The 24,884-nt window shown below is 64.4% G+C and carries 20 protein-coding genes; 12 read left to right on the forward strand and 8 right to left on the reverse strand.

Annotation, left to right across the window (positions count from 1 at the left end):
• Positions 1–2: 2 nt before the first annotated feature.
• The 3 genes from IF10I1_RS03810 to IF10I1_RS03820 are packed head-to-tail and all read right to left on the reverse strand — an operon-like array spanning position 3 to position 2,761.
• Entirely contained in the window at positions 3–1,196 is a 1,194-nt protein-coding gene (locus IF10I1_RS03810; protein ID WP_186415631.1) for an NAD(P)/FAD-dependent oxidoreductase, read from the reverse strand.
• Positions 1,197–1,213: 17 nt separating this feature from the next.
• Positions 1,214–1,537, reverse strand: coding sequence for a 2Fe-2S iron-sulfur cluster-binding protein (locus IF10I1_RS03815; RefSeq protein WP_050474603.1), 324 nt, complete (start codon positions 1,535–1,537; stop codon positions 1,214–1,216).
• Positions 1,538–1,585: 48 nt separating this feature from the next.
• Complete coding sequence (locus tag IF10I1_RS03820) at positions 1,586–2,761, reverse strand: cytochrome P450 (protein ID WP_050474602.1); 1,176 nt, start codon at positions 2,759–2,761, stop codon at positions 1,586–1,588.
• 101 nt (positions 2,762–2,862) lie between these two features.
• On the opposite strand from IF10I1_RS03820, the gene IF10I1_RS03825 reads away from it, so the two are divergent.
• Positions 2,863–3,831: a LysR family transcriptional regulator gene (locus IF10I1_RS03825; protein ID WP_122520662.1), complete on the forward strand. Its 969-nt coding sequence runs from the start codon at positions 2,863–2,865 to the stop codon at positions 3,829–3,831.
• A gap of 3 nt (positions 3,832–3,834) precedes the next feature.
• Here the strand turns inward: IF10I1_RS03825 and IF10I1_RS03830 are convergent, their stop codons facing one another.
• Positions 3,835–5,949, reverse strand: a complete 2,115-nt coding sequence (locus tag IF10I1_RS03830; protein WP_186415630.1) for an ATP-binding protein — start codon at positions 5,947–5,949, stop codon at positions 3,835–3,837.
• Positions 5,946–6,734, reverse strand: coding sequence for a response regulator transcription factor (locus tag IF10I1_RS03835; RefSeq protein ID WP_186415629.1), 789 nt, complete (start codon positions 6,732–6,734; stop codon positions 5,946–5,948). Before IF10I1_RS03835 ends, IF10I1_RS03830 begins: the two co-directional genes overlap by 4 nt.
• 216 nt (positions 6,735–6,950) lie before the next feature.
• On the opposite strand from IF10I1_RS03835, the gene IF10I1_RS03840 reads away from it, so the two are divergent.
• From IF10I1_RS03840 to IF10I1_RS03860, 5 genes are all read left to right on the forward strand, one after another.
• Entirely contained in the window at positions 6,951–7,985 is a 1,035-nt protein-coding gene (locus IF10I1_RS03840) for an ABC transporter substrate-binding protein (RefSeq protein ID WP_163001318.1), read from the forward strand.
• Positions 7,986–8,146: 161 nt separating this feature from the next.
• The gene (locus IF10I1_RS03845; RefSeq protein WP_186415628.1) at positions 8,147–9,178 is read left to right on the forward strand and encodes an ABC transporter substrate-binding protein; all 1,032 of its coding nucleotides are present in this window, start codon (positions 8,147–8,149) and stop codon (positions 9,176–9,178) included.
• An 89-nt stretch (positions 9,179–9,267) separates the two neighbouring features.
• On the forward strand, positions 9,268–11,499 hold the full coding sequence (locus IF10I1_RS03850) for an iron ABC transporter permease (RefSeq protein ID WP_186415627.1): 2,232 nt from the start codon (positions 9,268–9,270) through the stop codon (positions 11,497–11,499).
• Positions 11,496–12,563 (forward strand): ABC transporter ATP-binding protein, encoded by a 1,068-nt coding sequence (locus IF10I1_RS03855; protein ID WP_186415626.1) that lies wholly within the window; start codon positions 11,496–11,498, stop codon positions 12,561–12,563. Before IF10I1_RS03850 ends, IF10I1_RS03855 begins: the two co-directional genes overlap by 4 nt.
• Before the next feature lie 30 nt (positions 12,564–12,593).
• Positions 12,594–13,397 (forward strand): inositol monophosphatase family protein, encoded by an 804-nt coding sequence (locus tag IF10I1_RS03860; RefSeq protein ID WP_186415625.1) that lies wholly within the window; start codon positions 12,594–12,596, stop codon positions 13,395–13,397.
• Between the two features lie 251 nt (positions 13,398–13,648).
• Here the strand turns inward: IF10I1_RS03860 and uxuA are convergent, their stop codons facing one another.
• From uxuA to IF10I1_RS03875, 3 genes are all read right to left on the reverse strand, one after another.
• Positions 13,649–14,809, reverse strand: a complete 1,161-nt coding sequence (gene uxuA / locus IF10I1_RS03865) for a mannonate dehydratase (RefSeq protein WP_186391250.1) — start codon at positions 14,807–14,809, stop codon at positions 13,649–13,651.
• A 161-nt stretch (positions 14,810–14,970) separates the two neighbouring features.
• Positions 14,971–15,720: an FCD domain-containing protein gene (locus IF10I1_RS03870; RefSeq protein WP_050474592.1), complete on the reverse strand. Its 750-nt coding sequence runs from the start codon at positions 15,718–15,720 to the stop codon at positions 14,971–14,973.
• A 184-nt stretch (positions 15,721–15,904) separates the two neighbouring features.
• Complete coding sequence (locus tag IF10I1_RS03875; protein ID WP_186391251.1) at positions 15,905–16,885, reverse strand: TRAP transporter substrate-binding protein; 981 nt, start codon at positions 16,883–16,885, stop codon at positions 15,905–15,907.
• A gap of 468 nt (positions 16,886–17,353) precedes the next feature.
• Here IF10I1_RS03875 and IF10I1_RS03880 point away from each other — a divergent pair, with 468 nt between their 5' ends.
• The 6 genes from IF10I1_RS03880 to IF10I1_RS03905 all read left to right on the forward strand — a co-directional run bounded on the left by IF10I1_RS03880 (position 17,354) and on the right by IF10I1_RS03905 (position 24,795).
• Entirely contained in the window at positions 17,354–17,887 is a 534-nt protein-coding gene (locus tag IF10I1_RS03880) for a TRAP transporter small permease (protein WP_050474589.1), read from the forward strand.
• Positions 17,888–17,893: 6 nt separating this feature from the next.
• Complete coding sequence (locus tag IF10I1_RS03885) at positions 17,894–19,207, forward strand: TRAP transporter large permease (RefSeq protein ID WP_058899156.1); 1,314 nt, start codon at positions 17,894–17,896, stop codon at positions 19,205–19,207.
• A gap of 15 nt (positions 19,208–19,222) precedes the next feature.
• Positions 19,223–21,631: a TIM-barrel domain-containing protein gene (locus IF10I1_RS03890; protein WP_186391252.1), complete on the forward strand. Its 2,409-nt coding sequence runs from the start codon at positions 19,223–19,225 to the stop codon at positions 21,629–21,631.
• Positions 21,632–21,962: 331 nt separating this feature from the next.
• Positions 21,963–22,982: an ABC transporter substrate-binding protein gene (locus tag IF10I1_RS03895; RefSeq protein ID WP_186391253.1), complete on the forward strand. Its 1,020-nt coding sequence runs from the start codon at positions 21,963–21,965 to the stop codon at positions 22,980–22,982.
• Between the two features lie 35 nt (positions 22,983–23,017).
• Entirely contained in the window at positions 23,018–24,037 is a 1,020-nt protein-coding gene (locus IF10I1_RS03900) for a FecCD family ABC transporter permease (RefSeq protein WP_371328665.1), read from the forward strand.
• Positions 24,034–24,795: an ABC transporter ATP-binding protein gene (locus tag IF10I1_RS03905; protein WP_186391254.1), complete on the forward strand. Its 762-nt coding sequence runs from the start codon at positions 24,034–24,036 to the stop codon at positions 24,793–24,795. The genes IF10I1_RS03900 and IF10I1_RS03905 overlap by 4 nt, the downstream gene beginning before the upstream one ends.
• The last annotated feature ends 89 nt before the right edge of the window (positions 24,796–24,884 follow it).

Here is a 24,884-nt window from a genome sequence, read left to right on the forward strand (position 1 = left end):
GGTCACGCCACCGCCCGCTCCTTGGCAAGCGCTGCCAGATCGAAGCCGCAGGCTTCCAGCTCGGCGCGGGAGGGCGGGGTTGCACCGGCCAGCAGCTTGCGGGCCTGCATGTGGGTCTTGGCGTCATTGACCGTCTCGACTGCCGAGAGAACACCATCGCGCAGGCGCAGCACGGCATCCGGCCCAAGGGCAAGGCTTTCATCTCCCGGCCCGGCAAGGCCTGCGATCTGCAACTTCCAGTCTGCCTGATCCGACCAGAACCACGGCACGGCAGCATAGGGCGCGCCCGCGCCCTTCATGAGGCGCCGGGCAATGTGGCGGGCGTGATCGGTCGCTGCCTGCACGCTTTCAAGGCGGATGCGCGCGCCCGTCACCGGCTCAGGGAAGGACGCGCAATCCCCCAGTGCGGAGATGGAAGGATCGGACGTCAGAAGCTGACCATCCACCGCAACGCCATTGACCACATTCAGACCCGCCTCTGCCGCAAGCTCCACATTCGGCACGACACCTGCGGCCAGCAGCACCAGATCCGCCGCGATGCCGGAGCCATCTGCAAGGGTGATGCCCTCGTCTGTCACCGCGCTCACCGGCCGGCCCAGCAGAATGCGAGTGCCCATGCCCTCGTGCATGGAGAGAAACCGGGCGGAAAGCTCCGGCGACAACACACGCGCCATCAGGCGGGGCGCGGCTTCCGCCACCGTCACCTCGTGCCCGGCAGCACGGGCAACGGCGGCAAATTCCAGCCCGATGAAGCCGCCGCCGATAATGGCGATGCGCCGGGGCCGCTCCAGCTCGCCGCGCAGCCTTGCCGCATCTTCCAGCGTGCGCAGATCCAGCGCCCGCTCCAGCCCGGGGATCGGTGGGCGCAGGTTGCGGGTTCCGGTGGCAAGGATCAGATGATCGTACGGATAAACCCTGCCGCCCGCATGCACCTCACGGCCTTCGCGGTCAATACGTTCCGCCCGGATACCGGAGACGAGCGTGATCTCATTCTTCTCGAAGAAGGCCGCCGGGCGCAGGTCCAGCCGCGCGCCGTCACCATCCTTGAGATAAGCCTTGGACAGCGGCGGGCGCTGATAGGGCAGGCCCGGCTCGGCACCAATCAGTGTGATGCCCCCCGCAAAGCCTTCCTGCCGGAGGCTCATGGCCGCCTGCAAGCCGCCCTGCCCGGCCCCGATGATGACGATCCGCTGCATAGTCTCTCCCTTCGTGCTCACATCTGCTCTTCGGGCAGATGCACGACGAGGCCATCCAGCGCCGGGCTCAACCGGATCTGACAGGACAGGCGCGAGTTCGGCTTCACCTCGGCAGCGCCGCAGTCCAGCATGTCTTCCTCGCCGTCGCGCCGTTCTCCGGCAGCGTCCAGCCACTCATCATCCACATAGCAATGGCAGGTGGCGCACATCATGGCCCCGCCGCATTCGCCGACGATGCCCTCCACGTCCTGGGCCACCGCCGTGTGCATCACGGTGTCGCCCTCCTTGCCGTCCACCTCGGTGCGCGTGCCGTCGTGGTGCACGTAGGTCACCTTCACCATGTCTCTCCCTCCTCCATTCGAGACGTTCTGAAAACCGGGCTGGTCAGCCTAGTTCAGCTTCACCGGCAGATTGATGGGCCCGCGGAAGCCGAAGCCTTTCCACTTCACCGCAGACGGGTCCGGCAGCTCCATGTCCGGGAACCGGTCAAACAGCAGCGGCAGCATGATCTGCCCCACAGTGCGGCGGGCGATATGAGCCCCTGCACAGTGATGCGGGCCGCTGCCGAAGGCCTGATGCGGGTTCTTGTCGCGGAAGACGAAGAACTCTTCGCCGTTCTGATAGATATCCTCATCCCGGTTGGCGGAGGCCTGAATGGTCATCACCGTGTCGCCTTTGGGAATCTCGAAGCCACCGATTTCCGTGTCCTCCAGCACCCGGCGGGACGAGGCCTGAATCGGCGCCACCCAGCGCACACCCTCTTCAAACGCTTGTTCCCAGGCCTCCTGACGGCGCACTTCGGCCAGCTGATCCGGGTTGCTCAGCAGCCCATAGATGATCGTCGCCAACGCATCGCGCGGCTCGTTGATGCCCCCGCCGATGGCAATCTTGATGTTGGCGTAGATCTGGCTGAGCGGGATCGGATCGGCGGCATTCAGCATGATCGAATAGGCCGATGCATTGGGCTCGGCCTTGTGGCGGGCCTGAAGCCTATCGAACAGGGCATTCATCTCCGCATTGGCCTTGTCGCTGGCCTCGAAAGGCTCCGGCCGCCAGCCGAAATTGCCTGCCCCGTCGATGAGAAGCTGCGACCAGCGCTGCATCTCCTCGTCGGTCGCTTCCTCGACGCCGAGAATATGCGCCAGAATGCGCGCCGCGACAGGGCCGCAAAGATCCGTGAACAGATCCACCGTCTGCCCGCGCGGCAGGCGGGAAACATAGTCCTCGGCGATGGATTGATAAAGCTCCGCCCAGTTGCAGCGGATCGCCTTCGGCGTGAAGGCCGGCTGCATGGCCATGCGCTCGCGCCGGTGCTCCTCCCCGTCCTTGCGCATCAAGGTATGGGCCTGAAAGGCCGGCTTCATCGGCGTGTTGGGATCATCGGAGCTGAACAGGTCCGGGTTGTCCTTCACCGCCTTGGTGTGGACCGCCTTGGTCAGGAACGTGCGCTTGACCGAAGCAACGCGGATGACAGGCGTTTCAGCCCGCATGCGGCGGTAGACCGGATAAGGGTCGTCCGTCAGCTGGGCAATCGTGGTGGTCTCGTCGAGTGGCGCGAGCGGCATGTGCAGTCCTCCTCCCTTGATCTGCAATCCGTGCCCCACGAAAGCGCATGCGCCTTGACGCGGCAATGCGGTTTCCCTGATACCTGAAATCGGGAAATTTGATGGAGCGATTGGGAGAGCGCGCCATGCTGGAGGAAAAGCCGGATAACAAACCGGGCACAGGCCGGGCCGGGCCGCTGGGGGTGGATTTTGCCGCGCTCAACACCCTGCATGTGGTGCATGCGCAAGGCTCCTTCAGCCGGGCGGCGGAAGTGCTGGGGCTGAACCAGTCCGCCGTCAGCTACACCATCGACAAGCTGCGCAAGGTCTTTGCCGATCCGCTGTTCCTGCGGGTCGAAGGCCAGCAAATGCCCACGGCGCGCTGCGAGCAGATTCTCTCCACCACCCGCACCATGCTGGATGACTTCCTGCGCCTTGCCGAGCCGGACCCGCTGGATCTCGCCCTTATCGAAGGGCGCTATGTCATCGCCTGCAATTACTATGAGCGGATGATCATCATCCCCGAGATCGTGCGCGATCTGCGCCAGGCTGCGCCCGGCTTCAGCATCGAGATCATTCCCTCCGCCGACATCGGCCCGGACCAACTGGTGCGCTCCCATGCGGACCTGCTGCTTGGCCCCTTCCGCCGCAACGATGCCGCCTTCTACAGCCGCAAGCTGTTCGACGAGCACTATGTCTGCGCCATGGACAGGGACCATCCGCTCGCCGGCAAGACGCTGACACTGGAAGATTATCTGGCGCTCGATCATGTGGCAGCCACCTATGGCGGCCTTTGGAAGTCCGGTTATCTGAGGGCGCTGGAGGCCATGGGCCACCGGCTGAAGCCCAGTCTCGAGGTGCCGAGCCCGGCGGGCCTGCCTCGCCTCATCCGCACCACCGGCTATGTCGCCACCATGCCGGGCCTGCTGGCGCAGTATTTTTCGGACGAGCTGCACATCACCCCCTGTCCGGTGCCAGCCCCCTTCGACGTGCTGATGGTCTGGACCGAAAGGGTGCACAAGTCCCCGCTCCACCGCCAGATCCGCGAAATCATCGCCCAGTCCGTCAGCCGCACGCTTGGGCGCGGCTGAGCATCAGGCCCCGGCTGGCGCCGGAAACACCAACGTCACCACCGTGCCTTCACCGGGGGCGGAGAGGATGCGGGCGTCGCCGCCGGACTGGCGCATGAAGCCATAGACCAGCGCAAGCCCAAGCCCCGCGCCGCCGCTGCCCGGGCGGGTGGTGAAATAGGGCTCGAAGGCCTTGTCGGCGACATCCGGCGTCATGCCCGTGCCGGTGTCCTTCACCTCCAGCACCAGCATGCCCGCCTCGGCCCGGCAGGCCAGAACGATGCTGCCGCCCTGCGGCATGGCGGCGGCTGCGTTGAGGCAGAGGTTGAGCACCGACTGCTCGAAGAGGGCCGCATCCGTCTCGATCCTCGGCAAGGGCTCCTCGCAGCAGATCTCCACCTTGCAGCTTTCGCCCACGGCGATCTCCAGCACATCGGCCATGCTGCGCAGCAGAGCGCCCACATCCACGCTGGCCGGGGTGATGGGCTGCTGGCTGCCGACGGACAGCATGCTGGAGGCAAGTGCCCGGCCCCGGTCTGCCGCCTTGCGGATGCGCGCGAGATGGCGGCGCTGGCGCTCGTTGAAGCTGTCGTCCCGCTCCAGCAGGCCAAGGCTGCCGGTGATGATGCCGATCATGTTGCCCACCTCATGGCTGACCTGATGGGTCATGCGCATGATGCCGTCGAGCCGCTGCGCCCGCGCCGCTTCCGCCTCCTGCCGGTCGGTCTGCGTCACATCCCGCGCCAGCAGCACGATGCCACCGTCGGCCTGCCGCGAGAGGGAGATTTCCGTCACCCGGCCGGTGCTGTCCCGGTGGCGCAGGGAGACAGGCCCCGCCAGCAGCCCCGGCCCGCCATCGCCCGGCAGAAGGCGCGGATCAAGGCCAGCGACTGGCGCCACAAAGCGCCGCGCCGGCAGCTTGCGCGCAGCGCCCTTGTGCCCGACCAGTTCGATGACCCGGCGGTTCATGGTGATGGGCTGCCCCTGCGGATCAAACAGGGCGATGCCTTCGTTCATGCTGCGGAAGGTGGAGCGGATGGTGCGTGCGGCCGCTTCCGCCGTCTTGCGCAGGCGCGTCACCCGCTCCACGCTGTCGCGGAAGGCGCGGAAGGCATCGAGCAGCTGCAACAGCTCGCTCTCCCCGCCCGCATAGGAAGGCGGGCCCACATCCTTCTGCCCCTTGGCCAGCGCCTGCATGCCCTGCGACAGATCGACAATCCCGCGCGACACCCGCATGGCCGAGCGGATGGAGAGGATGGCAAGTCCCAGCACCAGACCAGCCGCCAGCGCCACCATGATGAGCAGCCGCGTCAGCGCCTCGGAAGCGGCCAGAATGTTCTCGTTGAGGCTGCGCGTCACCGCATCCGACTGGGTTTCGGAGGCCAGCGACAGTTCCCGCGCCACCGCATGCAACCGGGAAACGGACGAGCGGATCGCATACATCTCAAGCAGATACCGGGTCTGCGCCTCGAACACCCGGTCATAGGGCGCCAGCAGCGCCGGTGAAACCGGCGGCGGGCCGGGCACTTCGGCAGAGCCTGCCGTTTCCTGCACATAGCGCCGTTTCAGCTCTCCCAGCTGGAACAGGCTGTCGGACCCTGCCGCCAGTTGCACAATGGCATTGAGGCGCCGCCGCACACCCGCATTGGCCACATCGCCCGCCACGGCGATTTCGCCCAGCGCGGCGGCGGCCCTTTCCTTGTGCTGTTGCGCGGCATCCGCATTGGCGGCCAGCACCAGCGTCTGCTCGCGGATCGCCTGCAGCAGCTCCACGATCCGCAGCTCTTCCGGCCCCGTCACCGGACCATCGGACGGCTGGCCGGCCATGGCGGCCAGCAATGTGTCCACCTGCTCCACCAGCGCCCGGCTCTTGCCCGAGACCCGGTAGGGTGAGGTGGCATTCATCAGCAGGGGCGCGCTGGAGACGAGATCCGACACCTGCCGCGACACCAGCGACGCCTTGGCAAGGCTCGTATAGGCATCGAGCCTGTAGGCCGCCATTTCATCGCGCGCCCGTACCAGCCCGAAGATCGCCACACCCGACAGGCCGAAAACCAGCGCGCAGATGAAGACGATGGCAAAGGGCAGCCGGAAGGCGATGGAGGAGAGATAGGGGCGGCTCAGGACGCGGGCGATCACGTGTGCGGTCCGCCTGCGCCCGTGTGCAGGATGTAGCCCTTGCCGCGCCGGGTCAGCACATGGCGCGGCAGATCGGGGTTGGGCTCGATCTTGCGCCGCAGCCGCAGCACCAGCACGTCCACGTTCCGGTCGATATGCCGGTCCGTTTCAGCACCCAGCCGGTCGAGAATCTGGGCGCGGCTGACAGGCGTGTCAGGCGTTGCGGCGAGGATCTCCAAAAGCGCGAATTCCGCCGCCGTCAGCGTGCGGCCCGGATCACTGCGGCAGATGGCCCGGCGGTTCTGCAGGTCGATGGACCAGTCTCCCAGAACGAGGGCTGCCCCATTCATCCCCTCCGCCATGGCCGCAGCCCTGCCCGCCTCTCTCGTGCTGCTGCCCGGCCGTTCGGTGCCTTCTCCGCCGCGCAGGGAGGGGTTCATGCGCCGCAGCAGCGCCTTGATGCGGGCCGTCAGTTCAATGGGTTCGAAAGGCTTCACCACATAGTCGTCCGCCGCCGTTTCCAGCCCCAGCACCCGTTCGGCCGCACTTCCTGCCGCCGTCACCATGATGATGCCAATATCCATGCTGGCCCGCAGGCGCTGCGCAAAGGCGCGGCCCGAGGTGCCCGGCAGATTGTGATCGATCAACACCAGATGCAGCCGCTCGCGACCCAGCACCTCCGCCGCCGCCTCGGCTGAAGCCGCATGTGCAGGTTCCCAGCCTTCCGCTTCGAGCAGATCGCAGATCAGCTCGGCCATGTCCGGATCGTCTTCGACGACCAGAATCCTCACTTTCTGTGCCAGCAATTTACAGTCCTCCCACTTGCACTATAGGAGGCACTTCGCTGTTATTCAAAACATCTGTTCACTATCAGGTTGTAATATTTGTAATCCTTGAAGCAATTGAAACAACCATTGCGCGACACTGCAACAACTGAAACCATTCTTTGATTGCATGGCTTCCGTTTCCTGCGCATGCTTCTTCTGTCCGGACATGGAGGATGTCTGGCGGGGAGGAACAAGGTGAAGGCAGCAACCGCTCTGGCGGCTGCGCTCGGCTTCTGGCTGGGCGGCACCGCATTGGCTGAACAGACCAGCCCGGCACCCGGCACGCTCAACGTGCTGTGTGGTGTGGATGAGGACTGGTGCGCCACCATGGAAGCGGCGTTCGAGCGCCACTCCGGCCTTGAGATCACCATGACACGGCTCAGCACGGGCGAAATCCTCGATGCCATCCGCATGGATCGCGCGGCGCCCACCGTCGACGTGTGGTGGGGCGGCACCGGCGACACCCATCTTCAGGCCGCTGCAGAAGGTTTGCTGGAAGCCTACACCTCGCCGCATGAAGCGGACCTGCTGCCCTGGGCGCAGAACTTCCATGCCATGTCGGGAAGCCTCAGCTCCGGCGTCTATGCCGGCGCGCTTGGCTTTGCCTATAACGCCGATCTTCTGGCGCAGCGCCGCCTGCCGGCCCCCTCCTGCTGGAACGATCTGACCGATCCGGCCTACCGGGGGGATATCCAGATCGGCAATCCGGAAACCTCCGGGACCGCCTATACCGCGCTGGCGACCCTGGTGCAGCTCTTCGGCGAGGACGAGGCCTTTGCCTATCTCGCAAGGCTTGGCGCCAATGTCTCCAGCTACACGAAATCCGGCGCGGCACCCGTCAAGGCCGCCGCACGGGGGGATACGCTGATCGGCATCTCGTTCATCCACGATGCCGTCACTCAGAAGCTGGCGGGCTCCCCGCTGGTCATCGTCGCCCCCTGCGAGGGGACAGGCTACGAGATCGGCGCCGTCAGCCTCATCAAGGGATCCCGCAATCCGGAACTGGCCCGCCTCTTTGCCGACTTCACCCTCAGCCCCGAGGGACAGGCCACCGGCGCACAGGCAGGCCAGAACCAGATTCCCGCAAACGCGAAAGCCGCTCTCCCGGCGGCCGCGCCGGACATTTCCCTCATGCGCATGGTCGATTACGACTTTGCCACCTTCGGTTCACCGGCAGAGCGAAGCCGCCTGCTCAAACGCTTCGCGCGGGAAATGCCCCTGACGCAATAGGGCCCCGCGCAAACCAACCGGTCCCGCACCGGCCAGTCTCACAGATCTGACAACTGACTGGCGGGCCGCCAACAGGCGGGCCGCACGGGACAGCCTTGCCCCGCGCCGCCCGCACAACAAGACCGCCTGCCAGGGCGGACCATAACGGAGGAGAACGACCCATGAAGACCACATCCGCATTCACGCTTCTTGCCCTTGCCGCAGGCACGGCTCTTGGCACCAGCGCTGCACAGGCCGCCGGAGACCTCAACCTCATCTGCTCTGCCGACGTGGTGATCTGCGAGCAGATGAAGGGCGATTTTGAGAAGGACCACGACATCAAGGTCAACATGGTGCGCCTCTCGTCGGGCGAGACCTATGCCAAGATCCGCGCCGAAGCCCGCAACCCGAAGACGGACATCTGGTGGGCCGGCACAGGTGATCCGCATCTTCAGGCTGCCGCTGACGGGCTGACGGAGGAATACAAGTCGCCGATGCTGGAGCAGCTGCACAACTGGGCACAGAGCCAGGCGAAAAGCTCCGGTTACCGCACGGTCGGCGTTTATGCCGGTGCACTTGGCTGGGGCTACAACACGGAAATCTTCGCCAAGAAGGGCCTCGCCGAACCCACCTGCTGGTCGTCGCTGCTTGCCCCGGAACTGAAGGGCGAAATCCAGATGGCCAACCCGAACTCCTCCGGCACCGCCTACACCGCGCTGGCAACGCTGGTGCAGATCATGGGCGAGGACAGGGCTTTCGACTATCTCAAGAGCCTCAACGCCAATGTCTCCCAGTACACAAAATCGGGCTCGGCCCCGGTGAAGGCGGCCGCACGCGGCGAGACCGGTCTCGGCATCGTCTTCATGCATGACGCCGTGTCGCAGGTGGCCGAAGGCTTCCCCGTCAAGGTCATCGCCCCCTGCGAAGGCACGGGCTACGAGATCGGCTCCATGTCCATCGTCAAGGGCGCGCGCAACATGGAAAACGCCAAGATCTGGTACGACTGGGCCCTGAAGCCGGAAGTGCAGTCGCGCATGAAGGAGGCCAAGTCCTTCCAGCTGCCGTCCAACAAGAGCGCCGAGATCCCCGAAGAAGCGCCGCGTTTCGAGCAGATCAAGCTGATCGACTATGACTTCGCCACCTTCGGCAGCAGCGAAACCCGCAAGGCCCTGCTGGAGCGCTGGGACCGGGAAGTCGGCGCCATCGCCCAGTGATGTTCCGCCTTTGAGCCTGCAGCACACGGGTTTTACCGCCCGGGTGCTGCTTCCGGCATTCCTTCCCGCTTAAACAACAGGCAGTTTCCATGCAGACGAGCAACCGGCGACTGGACTTGCTTCTGGCCCTCGGCGCAGCCGCCCTCATTCTTGTGCCGTGGTACAGGGTCGAAGGCGGCTTCTTCGGGCTGGGCTGGGTGTCCAGCTTTCTCTCCACCCCTGATCTGGAACCGGGCCTGCTGCAGGCAGCCGCCAACGGGCGCCCCTGGGTTTTCGTGGCCATCGCGCTGTTTGCAGCAGGCAGCGCATCGCGCCTGATGAGCGCCCAGCCCACCCGCGGCCGCCTTCTGGCGGCGGCAGGAGCCGCCGGAGTGCTGTTCATGAGCCTGCAAGGGCTTGCCATCGGTTTCACGGGCTGGAACTGGACGATCAGCGAAACCCTCTTCGGTGCCCTCTCCACCGGTCAGCCCGCCATGGGCGCCGGGGCCATCACGCTGACCACCGTCTTCGTCCTGATGTTCGCCTTCGGCTGCGCAGAACTCGGCGCCATGAAAGGCGACGCCTTCATCGCCGGAGCCATTTCGCTGCTGGTGTTTCTTGTCGCGGTCTTCGTCTTCTATCCCATCGGCAGCATGTTTGCCGGGTCGGTGCAGGACTTCGACGGCTCGTTCAAGCCGGACGGCTTCCTGCGCAACGTGGTGGACCCCAGCATCTGGAGCCTTTCCTGCCTGACCGGAGACGGCCGCTGCGGCGTTGCCTGGCGCACCTTCTGGCTGGCCATCATGACGGGCCTTGGCTCCACGCTGCTTGGCCTTGCCTTTGCGCTGGCCGCCACCCGCACGCGCTTCCCGCTGAAGAAGGGCCTGCGCCTCATCACGGTACTGCCGATCATCACCCCGCCCTTCGTCATCGGCCTTGCGCTGGTGCTGCTGTTCGGCCGCTCCGGTGTGGTCACGCAAGGCCTGTCGGACCTCTTCGGCATCGAGCCGGGCCGCTGGCTCTATGGCCTCACTGGCATCTGGATCGCGCAGGTGCTGTCCTTCACGCCCATCGCCTTCCTCGTGCTCATCGGCGTGGTGGAAGGGGTTAGCCCCTCGCTGGAAGAAGCCTCGCAAACCCTCAAGGCCGACCGCTGGCGCACCTTCTGGCATGTATCCCTGCCCCTGATGAAGCCGGGCCTCGCCAATGCCTTCCTCATCGGCTTCATCGAAAGCATGGCCGACTTCGGCAACCCCCTCGTGCTCGGCGGCAGCCATGGCGTGCTCTCGACCGAAATCTTCTTCGCCGTCGTCGGCTCGCAGAATGATCCCTCACGCGCGGCCGTGCTGGCGATGATCCTGCTTGGCTTCACCTTGACGGCCTTCCTCGCCCAGCGTTTCTGGCTGAAGGGCAAGAACTTCGCCACCGTCACGGGCAAGGGCGACAGCGGTTCGCACATTCCCCTGCCGAAGAGCGTTTCGCGCGTGGTCTATGCCATCGTGCTGCCGTGGATGGCCTTCACGCTGGTCATTTACGGCATGATCGTCTTCGGCGGCTTCGTGAAGACCTGGGGTCTCGACCACACGCTGACCCTTGCCCACTATGCCAAGGCCTTCTCGGTCAGCTTCGACGGCGGCAGCCTTGCCTGGACGGGCGTTGCCTGGAACTCCTTCTGGACCACCATCAAGATCGCCCTGCTGGCGGCTCCCCTGACGGCGGCTGTCGGCCTGCTGACGGCCTATATCATCGTCCGGCAGAAGTTCGCGGGCCAGAATGCCTTCGAATTCGCGCTGATGATGAGCTTTGCCATCCCCGGCACGGTCATCGGCATCAGCTACATCATGGCCTTCAACCTGCCGCCGCTGGAAATGACCGGCTCGGCGCTGATCCTCATCGCCTGCTTCGTCTTCCGCAACATGCCCGTGGGCGTGCGCGGCGGCATTGCGGCCATGAGCCAGCTGGACAAGAGCCTTGACGAAGCCTCCCTGACGTTGCGGGCCACCAGCGCCCGGACCCTGCGCAAGGTGATCCTGCCGCTGCTGCGCCCGGCCATCACCGCTGCGCTGGTCTATTCCTTCGTGCGGGCCATCACCTCCATCAGCGCGGTGATCTTCCTCGTCAGCGCGGAATACAACATGGCCACATCCTACATCGTCGGCCTTGTCGAAAACGGCGAGTACGGCGTCGCCATCGCCTATTCCACGATGCTCATCGCCGTGATGATCACGGTCATCGCCGGGTTCCAGTTCCTGGTCGGCGAACGGCGCCTGCGCCGCGAGAACCGGGTTTCCGGCCTTGCAGCATCTTCCGAACTCAAGTCCGCTCAGGAGAAAACCGCATGACATCCCACAAGCCCGGCTCCGTGGTCTTCGAGCATGTGCGCAAGGACTTCGGCACTTTCACCGCCGTTCCCGATCTGTCGCTGACGATCGAACCGGGAACCCTCGTCACCCTGCTCGGCCCTTCCGGTTGCGGCAAGACCACCACCTTGCGCATGCTGGCGGGGCTGGAGCACCCGACCGGGGGCAAGATCTTCATCGGCGGCAAGGACGTGACCATGCTGCCCGCCCATGCCCGCGACGTGTCGATGGTGTTCCAGTCCTATGCCCTGTTCCCGCACATGAGCGCCTTGGAGAACGTGGCCTATGGCCTTGAATCCTCCGGCCTCAAGGGCAAGCAGGCCCGCGAGCGCGCCGAAGAGGGGCTGAAGCAGGTCGGCCTTGCCGGCATGGGCCACCGGCTGCCGGCGGAACTCTCCGGCGGCCAGCAGCAGCGTGTTGCCGTTGCCCGTGCGCTGGTGCTGGAGCCGCAGGTTCTGCTGCTCGACGAGCCCCTGTCCAACCTCGACGCCCGCCTGCGCCGCCGGGTGCGCACCGAGATCCGCGAATTGCAGCAGCGCCTCGGCTTCACCGCCGTCTATGTGACGCATGATCAGGACGAGGCGCTGGCTGTGTCGGACACGATCATCGTGATGAAGGATGGCCGCATCGCCCAGTCCGGTGCCCCGCGTGAACTTTACGAGGCGCCCGCCTCCAGCTTCATCGCCGACTTCATGGGCGAGGCCAACGTGCTGCCCTGTGAGGTGATCGAGACCGATGGCACCAGCGCCCGCGTCCGCCTTGGCCCGCTGGAGCATCAGCTTCCCGCCACGGGGGCGAGAACCGGCAGCGCCCAGCTCGCCATCCGCCCCGGCGCCGTAAGCCTTGCTGCCGGAGAGGCCGCGCCGGGCAGCCTCGCCGGCCGCATCCTCACCTCGGCCTATCTCGGCGATCATGCCGAATATGAGGTGGAAACCGTTGCCGGGACGCTGTTCGTGGTAGACCATGAAACCCCATCTCCCCTGCCCGCCCGCACGGATGTGGCCATCCGCCTGCGCCAGCGCGGCATCGCCCTCATCGCAGCCTGATCCTGCCAGTTAAAGGACACAGTCCCCGAAATGACCGCAGACCCGCACTCCGCCGCCATTGCCGGCCGCTTCGATCTGGCCAGATCCATCGCAACAGAAGCCGCCGCCCTTGCGCTCGACTATTTCAACCGGCGCGAAACGCTGGTGATCGAGACCAAGGCGAACCTTCAGGACGTCGTCTCCATCGCCGACCGCAATGTCGAAAAGCTCATCCGCGAAAAGGTCGCTGCCGCCTTTCCCGATGACGGCTTCCTCGGCGAGGAATACGGCCAGACGGGCGGCACCTCGCCCTACACATGGGTGGTGGACCCGATCGACGGCACGGCGCCCTTCGTCAACGGCCTGCCCACCTGGTGCGTCTCCATCGCCGTTGCCCGGGAGAGTGAGCCGGTCATCGGCGTCATTCTCGCCCCCGTGCTGCAGGAGACTTTTGCCGCCGCCGAAGGCCATGGCGCCACACTCAACGGCAAGCCGCTGAAGCTAGACCCGTCCCGCACCATGCAGAACGGCCTCACCGGCATCAGCAGCAACAGCCATGTGACGCCCGAGCGCACCGGCGCGATCGTCACGGCGCTGACGGCAAGGGGCGGCAACATGATCCGCAACGGCTCGGGCGCGCTGATGCTGGCCTATGTTTCGGCCGGCCGGCTCGTCGGCTTTTACGAGCCTTACATGCACGCCTGGGACTGCATGGCCGGCTTCTGCCTCGTCAAGGAAGCCGGCGGCTTCCACGAACCCTTCCCCGCCACCGCCTTCGGCCTCGGCAAAGGCGCCCCTGTCATTGCAGCAGGACCGGGAGCGAAGGATGACATCTGGGCGCTGGCACAGGTGTGACGTAATATTTCGTAAAACTTCCGCATCATCCGTCATGCCATGACTTGATCATGGCATCCATTCCATTACAGAAGACCCGAAATTACCTTGTCAGACAGACAGATTACTCTCACTTATCAAGTCTGAATCAAACGGGGTGGATGCCATGATCAAGTCATGGCATGACGAAATACTGAAAAATTCGTCAACCTCCAAACACAAAGGCCGGGCATTTCTGCCCGGCCTTTGACGTTCCTATTCTGACGCAGCGGTCAGATGAAGGCGCGGATGGCGCGTTCGACGCCGCGCAACTCGGCAAGGCCGCGCAGGCGGCCGATGGCCGGGTAGCCGGGGTTGGAGGTCTTGCGCAGGTCATCCAGCAGCTGGTGGCCATGGTCGGGACGCATCGGCAGCTCGATGCCCCGGCGGCGCTCGGCCAGAAGCACGGCCTTGATCACCGCAACCATGTCCACGTCGCCATCAAGGTGAGCGGCTTCATGGAAGCTGCGCGGATCGGCCTCGCGCTTGGTGGCACGCAGATGCAGGAAATGCACCCGGTCCGCATGGGTTTCGAACATCTCGACCAGATTGTTGTCCGGCCGCACGCCATAGGAGCCGGTGCAGAAGGTGAAGCCGTTGGCGGGGCTGTCCACCATCGCTGCAATCGCCTTCATGTCGGCAGCGGTGGAGACCACCCGCGGCAGGCCGAACAGCGGGCGCGGCGGATCATCGGGATGGATGGCGAGCACGACGCCCTCCTTCTCGGCCACCGGAATCACGATCTTCAGGAAGGCGGCAAGGTTGGCGCGCAGGCGCTCCGCATCAACTTCGGCATAGGTGGCGAGGCGGGCGCGGAAGCTGTCGAGCGAATAGCTCTCCTCCGCGCCGGGCAGGCCGGCGATGATGTTGGCCATCAGCTTGGCCACGTCAGCTTCGCTCATGGCCGCATGGGCGGCCCGGGCCTGGTCGATCTCCTGCGCGCTGTATTCAGCCTCCGCGCCTTCACGCTTCAGGATGAACAGGTCAAAGGCGGCGAAGGCATCGGCATCAAAGCGCAGGCAGCGGGCGCCGTCCGGCAGCTCATAGGCCAGATCCGTACGGGTCCAGTCGATCACCGGCATGAAGTTGTAGCAGATGATCCGGACGCCGCAGCGGGCGAGGTTCACCATGCTCTCCACCCAGGCTTCGGCGTAACGCTCCCAGCCCGGCGCGGCGGTCTTGATGTCCTCATGGACCGGAATGCTCTCGACCACCGACCAGGTGAGTCCGGCTGCCTCGATCATGGCCTTGCGCTCGAGAATGCGCTCCACCGGCCAGACCGTGCCATTGGGCTGGTCATGCAGGGCGGAGACGATGCCGGTGGCACCGGCCTGACGGATATCGGCGAGCGAGACGGGATCGGCCGGGCCGAACCAGCGCCATGTCTGTTCCATGATGGGGTTCCTCAATTGGAGGCGGTTGGGGTCTTGGGAGGGAAAGCCGGAACGGCCAGCCCCTGCTCAATCCTGCGGGCGGGCCAGGTTCCGGCGGAAACTCGGTTCAGCGGGCAAATGCCCTTCGTCAGTGCTCCACTCTCTCCCCGCAGAGCCCGCCTTCAGGAGACGGCAGCTGCCGCGGGGCGGCTGTCGAACAGATAGCCGTCAAACTGCGGGTCATCCACGTCGGACAGTTCCATCAGGGTCTGGCGCACGTTTTCAAGGTGCTGCCACATCGCCTGCCGGGCTGCGCGCGGGTCGCGGCACTGCAGGGCGGTAAGGATCGCCTGATGATCCTCCAGCCAGCGGTGCCGGTAGGTCCGGTCGAAGATGCGCGCATGCAGGCGGGCCCACATGGGGCTTTGTTCGCGCTTGCGCCACAGCTCGTCGATCATGTCGACCAGCACGCTGTTCTGGGTGGCTTCGGCAATGAGATGGTGGAACAGCTCATCGCCGGAATAGTCACCCGTGTCCTCTGCGATGGCCCGGCGCTCCATCTCCATCGCCTCGCGCAGGCGCAGGATGTCGGCCTTGGTCACCGTGGTGGCTGCAAAGGCAGCGATGGAGCTTTCCAGCACCTGCCGCGCCTGCAGCAATTCGAAAGGGCCGATGTCTCCGCGCGTGCCGGTGTCGTCACCGGCGGGCACTTTCACCACATAGGTGCCGGAGCCCTTGCGCACATCGACAAGCCCTTCGATTTCGAGCCTCAGGATCGCCTCGCGCACGATGGAGCGCGAAACACCCAGCTCGTCAGAAATCTGCCGCTCGGGCTTCATGCGGTCGCCGGGCTGATAGGTTCCCCCGGCCAGCTCCCGCCGCAGGGCCTCCGCCACCTCCTCGTAGCGCCGCCTGCCGGATGCCTCGATCATCTTCGTCCTCCATCCGGCGTCAGGACCCGTTCATGTGGCCCCTCTCCTCCTGCCGGTCTGTCTCATCCCTCAAGTGTCCGGCAAACCGCCACCTTGCGTCAATTGCACGATGCAGCGCATCTGCCCACCTTCCCCCTGAAACATAAGAGGAATCCGGGTGCAGAACACCCGGATTCCGGTTGTCTTACTCGCCAGCGGCCTGAATGCGCTTGATGAGGTCAGCCACGCGCGGAGACTTGGCGGCAGCTTCCTCGATCATCGGCTTCACGGCTTCAGCGAACGGAGCCTTGTCGACGGTCACGAACTTCACGCCCATTTCCTTCTCGGCCTGCACCTTGCCGGCGGCAACCTGCTCGTTCCAGCTGGCGCGGTGCAGGTCCATGGACTCGTGGGCAGCCTGCTTCAGGGCAGCCTTTTCCTCGTCGGACAGGGTATCCCAGGTCTGGGTGGAGACCAGCACCACGGACGGAACCATGGTGTGCTCGTCTTCGGAGAAGATCTTGGCGACTTCACCATGACGGGCGGTGGTCAGAGCCAGCGGGTTGTTCTCGGCGCCGTCAACCACGCCCTGCTGCAGCGCGCTGTACAGCTCGCCATAGGCAATCGGGGTCGGGCTTGCGCCCATCAGCTCGACCATGCGGATGGCGGTCGGGCTCGGCTGCACGCGGATCTTCATGCCCTTCAGGTCGGCCGGGGACTTGATTTCCTTGTTGGCATAGAAGGAGCGCGCGCCTTCCACGTAATAGGCGATGCCAACGAAACCCTTGTCCTTCGAAGCTTCGAGAATGTCGGTGCCGATCTCGCCGGAGAACACCTTGTAGGCGTGCTCTTCGTCCTTGAACAGGAACGGCAGGTTCAGCGGTGTGTAGGATTCGTCGAAGGCTTCCAGCTCGCTGGCGTTGGAGCGGGCCATGTCGAGCGAACCGTTCTGCAGCATTTCCATGGATTCGCGCTGGTTGCCCAGCTGCGCATTCGCATAGATGCGGATCTTCAGGCTGCCGCTGGTCAGTTCATCGACGCGCTTGGCCATGAATTCCATCGACTTGTGCAGCGGATGGTCTTCCGGGTTGTTGTGGTTGAGCTTCAGGGTGCGGGCGTCGGCGGTTGCGGAAAAAGCCAGCAGGGCTGCACCAGCCAGAGCGCCGAGACGATAGGTCATACGCATGTCAAATTACCTCCCGATGATACTTCAGGATGCGCGCGGCGAGGAACCTCCCCCTGCCGGCCACATCGGAAACCGGCGGCACCCTCCGACCAGATTGGTTGATCAAAAAGGCCCGGCGCGCGACCAGAAATTTCGTCAAAGCACCGCCTTTGTCAACCGGTTTTGGAAATTGGTTGACCAATTCCCGGAAATAGGTTTTCTCTGACCAGCCGGTTAAGGAGGCAATCCGCCTCATTTTCCGGCATTGTCTGGGGGCTTCAACACCGGGACAGTTGTCAGCAGAGGCGGCCCAACCGCCATACCGAACCGCAGCATGCCCCTGCCCAACGAGGCACCGGCTGCTGCCAGGACATGCGGACAACCGGTGCAGCAGACCGGCAGACCAAGATTGAAAGGCAGGCCGGGACACAAAAGGTCCCGGGAGGAAACCGGGGCAGGCTGCCTGCCCCACGAGGAGGACATGCAGCCATGCATGCACTGAAAGCCCACGTTGACCGCGTGCTGGGCCTGTTCATCGCCGCGATGTTTGCCGTCATGACGGTTTGCGTCGTCTGGCAGGTGCTTTCCCGCTACGTATTGCCGACCCCAAGCGTCGTCATGGAAAGCATCGCACGCGTTCTGTTCATCTGGGTCGGCCTGATCGGTGCGGCCTATACCCTGGGCCAGCGCAAGCATCTGGCAATCGACTTCCTGATCCAGATGTCATCCCGGAAAGCCGCCCGCAACCTTGCGCTGCTGGTCACGGCCCTGATCGCGGCCTTTGCCGCCATCGTGATGGTCAAGGGCGGCATGGCGCTTGTGCAGCGGACGCTCTCATCCGGCCAGATCGTTCCTGTCCTCAACATTCTGATGGGCTACGTCTACGCAGCCGTCCCCATTTCCGGCGGCCTGATGCTCTACTACTGCGCCGATTTCGCCGCAGGGCTCATCACAGGCCGTTACGCCCCCGTTGAAGATCTCGACGCCGATGCCTCATCCGGCGCAGAACCGGGCAAAGGATAAGCGACGATGGAAACCGAAATGATGAGCGCCATCACCCTGTTTGGCGCATTCTTCCTGCTCATGTTCATCGGCGTTCCGATTGCCTTTGCAATCGGCATCTCGACGGTCCTGACCTTCACCCTGTTCCTGACCTACGACCAGTCGATCAACAACACAGCGCAGCAGCTGGCCTCGGGCCTCGATACATTCACGCTCCTGGCCGTGCCCTTCTTCATTCTGGCGGGCAACATCATGAACCGGGGCGGCATCGCCTTGCGTCTCATCGAGCTGGCCAAGGTTCTTGGCGGCCGCCTGCCGGGCTCGCTGGCCCACTGCAACGTGCTGGCCAACATGATGTTCGGCTCGATCTCCGGCTCGGCCGTGGCCGCAGCGGCAGCCGTTGGCGGCGTCATGGCCCCGCTGCAGAAGAAGGAAGGCTATGACCCGGCGTTTTCCGCTGCCGTCAACATCGCCTCCTGCCCGACCGGCCTGCTGATTCCGCCCTCCACCACCTTCATCGTCTTCTCGCTGATTTCCGGCGGCACCTCGATTGCGGCGCTGTTCGTCGCAGGCTACGTGCCGGGCATCCTCATGGGGCTCGGCATCATGCTCGTCGCCGGCATCGTGGCGAAGAAGCGCGGCTATCCGGTCGCCCCGCGCCCGAGCTGGAAGGAAGTGATCCGGAAGACCGGCGATGCACTGCTTCCGCTTGGCCTGATCATTGTCATCATGGGCGGCATCATCAAGGGCATCTTCACCCCCACGGAGGCGTCGGCCGTCGCTGTGGTCTACACGCTGCTGCTGGCTCTCGTCTGGTACCGGGAAATCAGCATCCGCGACCTGCCGGGGATCATGATCGATTCCGCCGTCACCACGTCCATCGTGCTGCTGATGGTCGGCTGCTCCATCGCCATGTCCCGCGTCATGGCCTTTGCCGACATTCCCTACACCATCTCCGATCTGCTGCTGTCCCTGTCCGAGAACCCGCTGGTGCTGCTGCTGATCATCAACATCGCCCTGCTGGTCGTCGGCATGTTCATGGACATGACGCCCGCGCTGCTGATCTTCACGCCCATCTTCCTGCCGGTGGTGAAGGATCTGGGCATGGACCCGGTCCACTTCGGCGTGATGATGACCTTCAACCTGTGCCTTGGCATCTGCACCCCGCCCGTCGGCTCTGCATTGTTCGTCGGCTGCTCCGTGGCCAAGGTCTCGATCGCCCGCGTCCTGCGCCCGCTGCTGCCGATGATGGCCATGCAGTTCGCCGTGCTGCTGCTGATCACCTATGTTCCGGACCTGAGCCTGGCGCTGCCGCGCCTGCTGCTGGGTTATGGCGGCTGACGCTGGAGACAAGTCATGAAGACGCTTGAGACATTCACCCTCACCCGTTCCATCGAGGCCGGCATCGAGCTGGCCATCGAAGGCCGCCACGTGATGACCGTGGAAGTGCTGGAAGACGCCCTGTTCCGCGTGCAGCTGCGCAAGAACGGAGACTTCCGCCTGGGCCGCAGCTGGACCGTGGCGCCCAAGCCCGAAGGCACGGCCACGCCTTGCGAGACCCCGTGGGAAGGCCGCTCGCGGCGTGATCTTTCGGGCTTCTCCTGCCCGGCCTTCAAGCTGACGGACAATGGCGAGGCCGGCATCGTCCTGACGACGGACAAGCTCCGCCTCACCATCACGAAGCCGCTCACCTTCGTATGGGAAGCAAAGCAGGCCGATGGCAGCTTCCTCGTCTTTGCCGAAGACCGCCCGACCGGCGCCTATCTGCTGGACGTGAAGTCCCACGCCCATGCCCATTTCCTGCTGCGCAAGACCGGCGAACGGGTCTACGGCCTTGGCGAAAAGGCAGGTGATGTGGAACGCTCCGGCCGCCGCTTCGAGATGCGCAACCTCGACGCCATGGGCTATGACGCCCGCTCGACGGACCCGCTCTACAAGCACTGGCCCTTCAGCGTCACCCGCACGGCCTCGGCCGGTGCCTTTGGCGTCTTCTACGACAACCTTGCAGGCAGCTGGTTCGATCTCGGCAACGAGCTGGACAACTACCACAAGCCCTACCGCGCCTACCGCGCCGAAGACGGCGACCTCGACTATTACATGAGCTGGGGCGCCTCGGTTCTGGATGTGGTCAAGGCCAATGTCCGCCTCACCGGCGGCACCGCCTTCCCGCCGCTGTGGACCATCGGCTACTCCGGCTCGACGATGCATTACACCGATGCAGAGAACGCGCAGGAGCAGCTGGAAGGTTTCGTCCGGCTGGTGGAAGAGCACGACATCCCCTGCGACAGCTTCCAGCTGTCCTCGGGCTACACCTCCATTGGCCTGAAGCGCTACGTCTTCAACTGGAACACGGCCAAGGTGCCGGACCCGGCGGGCATGTCGGCGAAATTTGCCTCCGCCGGTCTGCATCTGGCGGCCAACATCAAGCCCTGCCTGCTGCAGGATCATCCGATGTTCGCCGATGTGACAGCGAAGAAGCTGTTCGTTCTCGACAGCGAGAGCGACACGCCTGCCCGCTCCGTGTTCTGGGATGACGAGGGCGCGCACCTTGACTTCACCAACCCGGAAACCATCGCCTGGTGGCAGCAGAACGTGACCGAAAAGCTGCTCGGTTACGGCATCAACTCCACCTGGAACGACAACAACGAATACGAGATCTGGGACAGCCACGCCCGCTGCAACGGCTTCGGCGAGACCATCGATATCGGTCTCATCCGCCCGCTGATGCCGGTGCTGATGACCCGCGCCAGCTACGAGGCGCAGGTGCGCCACCAGCCGGATGTGCGCCCCTATCTCATCTCCCGCTCCGGCGCGCCGGGGCTGCAGCGTTACGCCCAGACCTGGTCCGGCGACAACCGCACCGCCTGGGAGACCGTGCGCTACAACACCCGCATGGGCCTCGGCATGTCGCTCTCCGGCCTCTACAACATAGGCCATGACGTAGGCGGCTTTGCCGGTCCGCGTCCCGAGCCGGAGCTGTTTGTCCGCTGGGTGCAGAACGGCATCTTCCATCCGCGCTTCACCATTCATTCCTGGAACGACGACCGCACGGTCAACGAGCCCTGGATGTTCCCGGAAGTGACGGACCACATCCGCGATGCGATCAAGTTCCGCTACCGCCTGCTGCCCTACCTTTACACGGTGCTGCATGCGGCAGTGACGGCCGACGAGCCGATGCTGCGTCCCACGTTCCTCGACCACGAGAGCGATGCACGCACCTTCGCCGAAAGCGACGAGTTCCTGATCGGCCGTGACCTGCTGGTGGCAAGCGTCATGGACAAGGGCGCAGCATCGCGCAAGCTCTATCTGCCGGAAAACGGCACCGGCTGGTGGAACTTCTGGACCGGCGAGTGGCATGCAGGCGGTCAGGACCTCACGCTGCCCGTCACGCTTGGCTCCATGCCGCTGTTCGTGCGTGCAGGCAGCGTCCTGCCGCTGGCCGAAGGCCTGACCCGCGCCGACAGCCGCAAGGACACGGCCCGCACCCTCGCCATTTTCCCGGCACAGGGGACGGCGTCGAGCGTCAGTCATGAATATGCGGACGACGGCTTTGCCGCCAACGCGCTGGACGGCAACCATGCCCTGATCCGCATGGAACTGACCAGCGATGCAGACAGCATCAGCCTCACCCTCTCCCGCACGGGCGCCTATTCCCCGGCATGGACAGAGGCGAAGGTGATCCTGCCGGCCGGCGAAACGCGCAAGCTGACCGTCAATGGCGTTGCGGCAGCAAACGGCGCCACGGTCACCGTTCCGGCCACCTGACATCAAAGGCGGGTGGCAACGCCCGCCAGAAACCCCGGCGGTCCGAGGACCGCCACAACAAGAAGAGCACGGACACCGGCCCTGCCGGCAAGCCCGGGCCTTTTTCAAAGTCCTCCCAAGACGCTCCTTGGCGCGGATGACCCCGGTCATCCGCGCTTTCTTTTTGTCCGGGGGACAAGGCTGGCAGGGCAGAAAACCGTGAACGAACGCCCCGCATAGGCTGCGGCTCAAAAAACTCACAGGCCCACAAAATATGAGTTTCAGAGTCTTGTTTACTTCAGCACGCACAGTTATAAGGCGCCAGCTTCAACAGCTTGGCCGGAACATCCCCATGAAATCTCTTCTGATCGCCTCGAGCGTCATCGCTTGCCTTGCCGCCGCGGCAACGCCAGCCTCCGCTGCACAGACCCAGTATCCGCTCACCATCGAGAACTGCGGCGTGCAGGTTACCTTCACCAAGGCGCCGGAGCGGGCTGTTGGCCTTGGCCAGAACAGCGCGGAAATCCTGCTGCTGCTCGGCCTCGAGGACAAGATGGTTGGCACCGCCTTCTGGCCGAACAAGGTTCTGCCTCAGCTGGAGGAAGCCAATGCCAAGGTGAAGGTGCTGACGGTCGAGTTTCCGACTTTCGAATCCATTCTGGCGGAAAACCCGGATTTTGTGACCGCCGCCCTGCCGAGCCTGATCGGCGCCTCGAGCAAGGTTGCAAAGCGCGAAGACTTTGAAAAGCTGGAAATTCCGGTCTACCTGTCGCCCAGCACCTGCGTCGCGGAAGGTGCAGCCAAGGACAAGTTCGGCTATGGCGACCGCTCCACGCTCTGGCAGATGGACACGCTCTTCAAGGAAATCGACGAACTCGCCCAGATCTTTGACGTGCAGGAGAAGGGTCAGGCCCTGATCGCCGACCTGAAGAAGCGCGAAGCCGATCTGCGCGCCGGCTCCCCCAAGGATGGCAAGAAGCTGTCCTACGTGTTCTGGTTCTCCAGCCCGTCACCGTCCGCAGATGCCTATCTGGGTGGAAAGTTCAGCGCATCCGGCTTCATCGCCGATGTCCTGGGCGGCACCAATGCCATTCAGTCGGAAGCCGAGTCTCCCGCTCTCGGCTGGGAGAGCATCATCGCCTCCAACCCGGATGTGATCGTCGTCGCCCGCGTTGACCGTAACCGCTGGGAACTGGACAAGGCCGAAGCCAAGATTGAGTTCCTGACCTCCGACCCGGCGACCAGCCAGATGCCCGCCGTGAAGAACAAGGCGATGGTGATCATGGACGGACAGGCCATGAACCCGACCGTGCGCACGATCTTCGGCGCCGAACAGGTGGCCGAGCAGCTCAAGGCACTCGGCCTGCGGTGAGCAATGTGATTAAGACGAGCCAGTCTGGCTATGCACTGCGGCAGACCCTGGTAACCCTGGGCCTGCTGCTTGCCAGCCTTGCAGCCATTACTCTGGTGGTCGGCATCAGCGTCGGGATCGGTGACATGCCGATCCCGCTTTCCACTACATACACTGCAATAACGAACAAGCTCGGCTGGACTGCGGTCGAGCTGAACCGCATCCATGAGTCCGTCATCTGGGACTACCGTCTCAGCCGTGCTCTTGTTGCGGCGTTCTGCGGGGCAGGCCTTGCGATCTCCGGCGCGATCATGCAGTCGCTGCTGCGCAATCCGCTGGCCGAGCCCTATGTGCTCGGCATTTCGGCCGGTGCATCGACCGGCGCTGTCTGCATTGTCATCCTCGGGATCGGCGCTGGCACGGTTTCCCTGTCTGCGGGCGCTTTTGCCGGTGCCTTTGCCGCCTTTCTCTTCGTCGCCCTGCTGTCCAACGGCACCAGAGGCGGTGCAGACCGCACCATTCTGGCCGGTGTTGCCGCCTCCCAGCTCTTCAATGCCGCCACGTCCTATGTGGTCACGACGGCGGGCAACGCCCAGCAGGCGCGCGACGTGATGTTCTGGCTGCTTGGCAGCTTCGGCGGCGTGCGCTGGCCGGAATTCACGCTCGTTTCCATCGTCGTCGGCCTCGGCCTCATCGCCTGCCTCGCCTATTCGCGCATTCTCGATGCCTTTGCCTTTGGTGATGAATCGGCCGCAGCGCTTGGCGTCAACGTCAGCCGCGCCCGCCTCAGCCTGTTCTGCCTGACCGCGCTTCTCACCGCCACCATCGTCAGCATGGTGGGCTCCATCGGGTTCGTCGGGCTGGTCATTCCCCATGCGGCGCGCTTTCTTGTGGGGCCGCTGCACATCCGGCTGCTGCCGGCATGCGCCATTGGCGGGGCCATCTTCATGGTGCTGGCGGACATTGCCTCGCGCATTCTCATCCCGCAGCAGGTTCTGCCGATCGGCGTCGTGACGGCCCTTGTCGGCGTACCGGTCTTTTCCATCATCCTCTACCGTTTCCAGCGTGCATCATGAGCATCAGGTCTGAAAACATCGCCTGGAAGATTGGCGCCAAAACCGTTCTGGAGGATATTTCCTTCGAGGCAATGCCCGGCGAAATGCTGGGCCTGCTGGGGCCGAACGGCTCCGGCAAGACCTCGCTGCTGCGCCTGCTGGCCGGGCTCAAGCAGCCCCATTCCGGCCGCGTGCTGCTGGAAGACCGGGACATTCAAAAGATTTCCCGCAAGACGGTGGCCCAGCGTGTGGCTTTCGTCGAACAGCACGCCACCACCAACGCCAATCTCAAGGTCGAGGATGTGGTCAAGCTCGGCCGCTTCCCGCATCGCTCCATGTTCTCCGGCTGGACAAAGGCCGATGAACACGCGGTGGAAGAGGCGCTGGAGCGCTCCGGCATGGCCGCCAAGCGGCACGAGCGCTGGCAGCATCTTTCGGGCGGCGAAAAGCAGCGCGCCCACATCGCCCGCGCCCTGGCCCAGAGCCCGCGCGAGCTAATCCTTGATGAGCCGACCAACCATCTGGACATCCAACACCAGATCAGCCTGCTGAAGCTCATTGCAGGCCTGCCCGTCACCAGTATCATCGCGCTGCATGACCTCAACCACGCCGCCATGTTCTGCGACCGCATCATCGTGCTGGAACAGGGCCGCATCGTCGCCAATGGCACGCCCGCAGAGATCCTGACCGAAGACCTGCTCCGCTGCGTCTTCTGCGTCAGAGCCCACGTCTGCCCCTCCGACCACCACAAAGGCCCGCATATCCAGTTTTTGAAGTAGCAGAGGAGCCCCCTCTAGCAATCGCTCATACCAAGGCTATGAATGCTGACGCATCACGCCTTGAAATTGCTAAGGCGCCGTATGGGCTT

Source organism: Pannonibacter sp. I15F10I1, from assembly GCF_900185665.1.
Taxonomy (GTDB): domain Bacteria; phylum Pseudomonadota; class Alphaproteobacteria; order Rhizobiales; family Stappiaceae; genus Pannonibacter; species Pannonibacter indicus.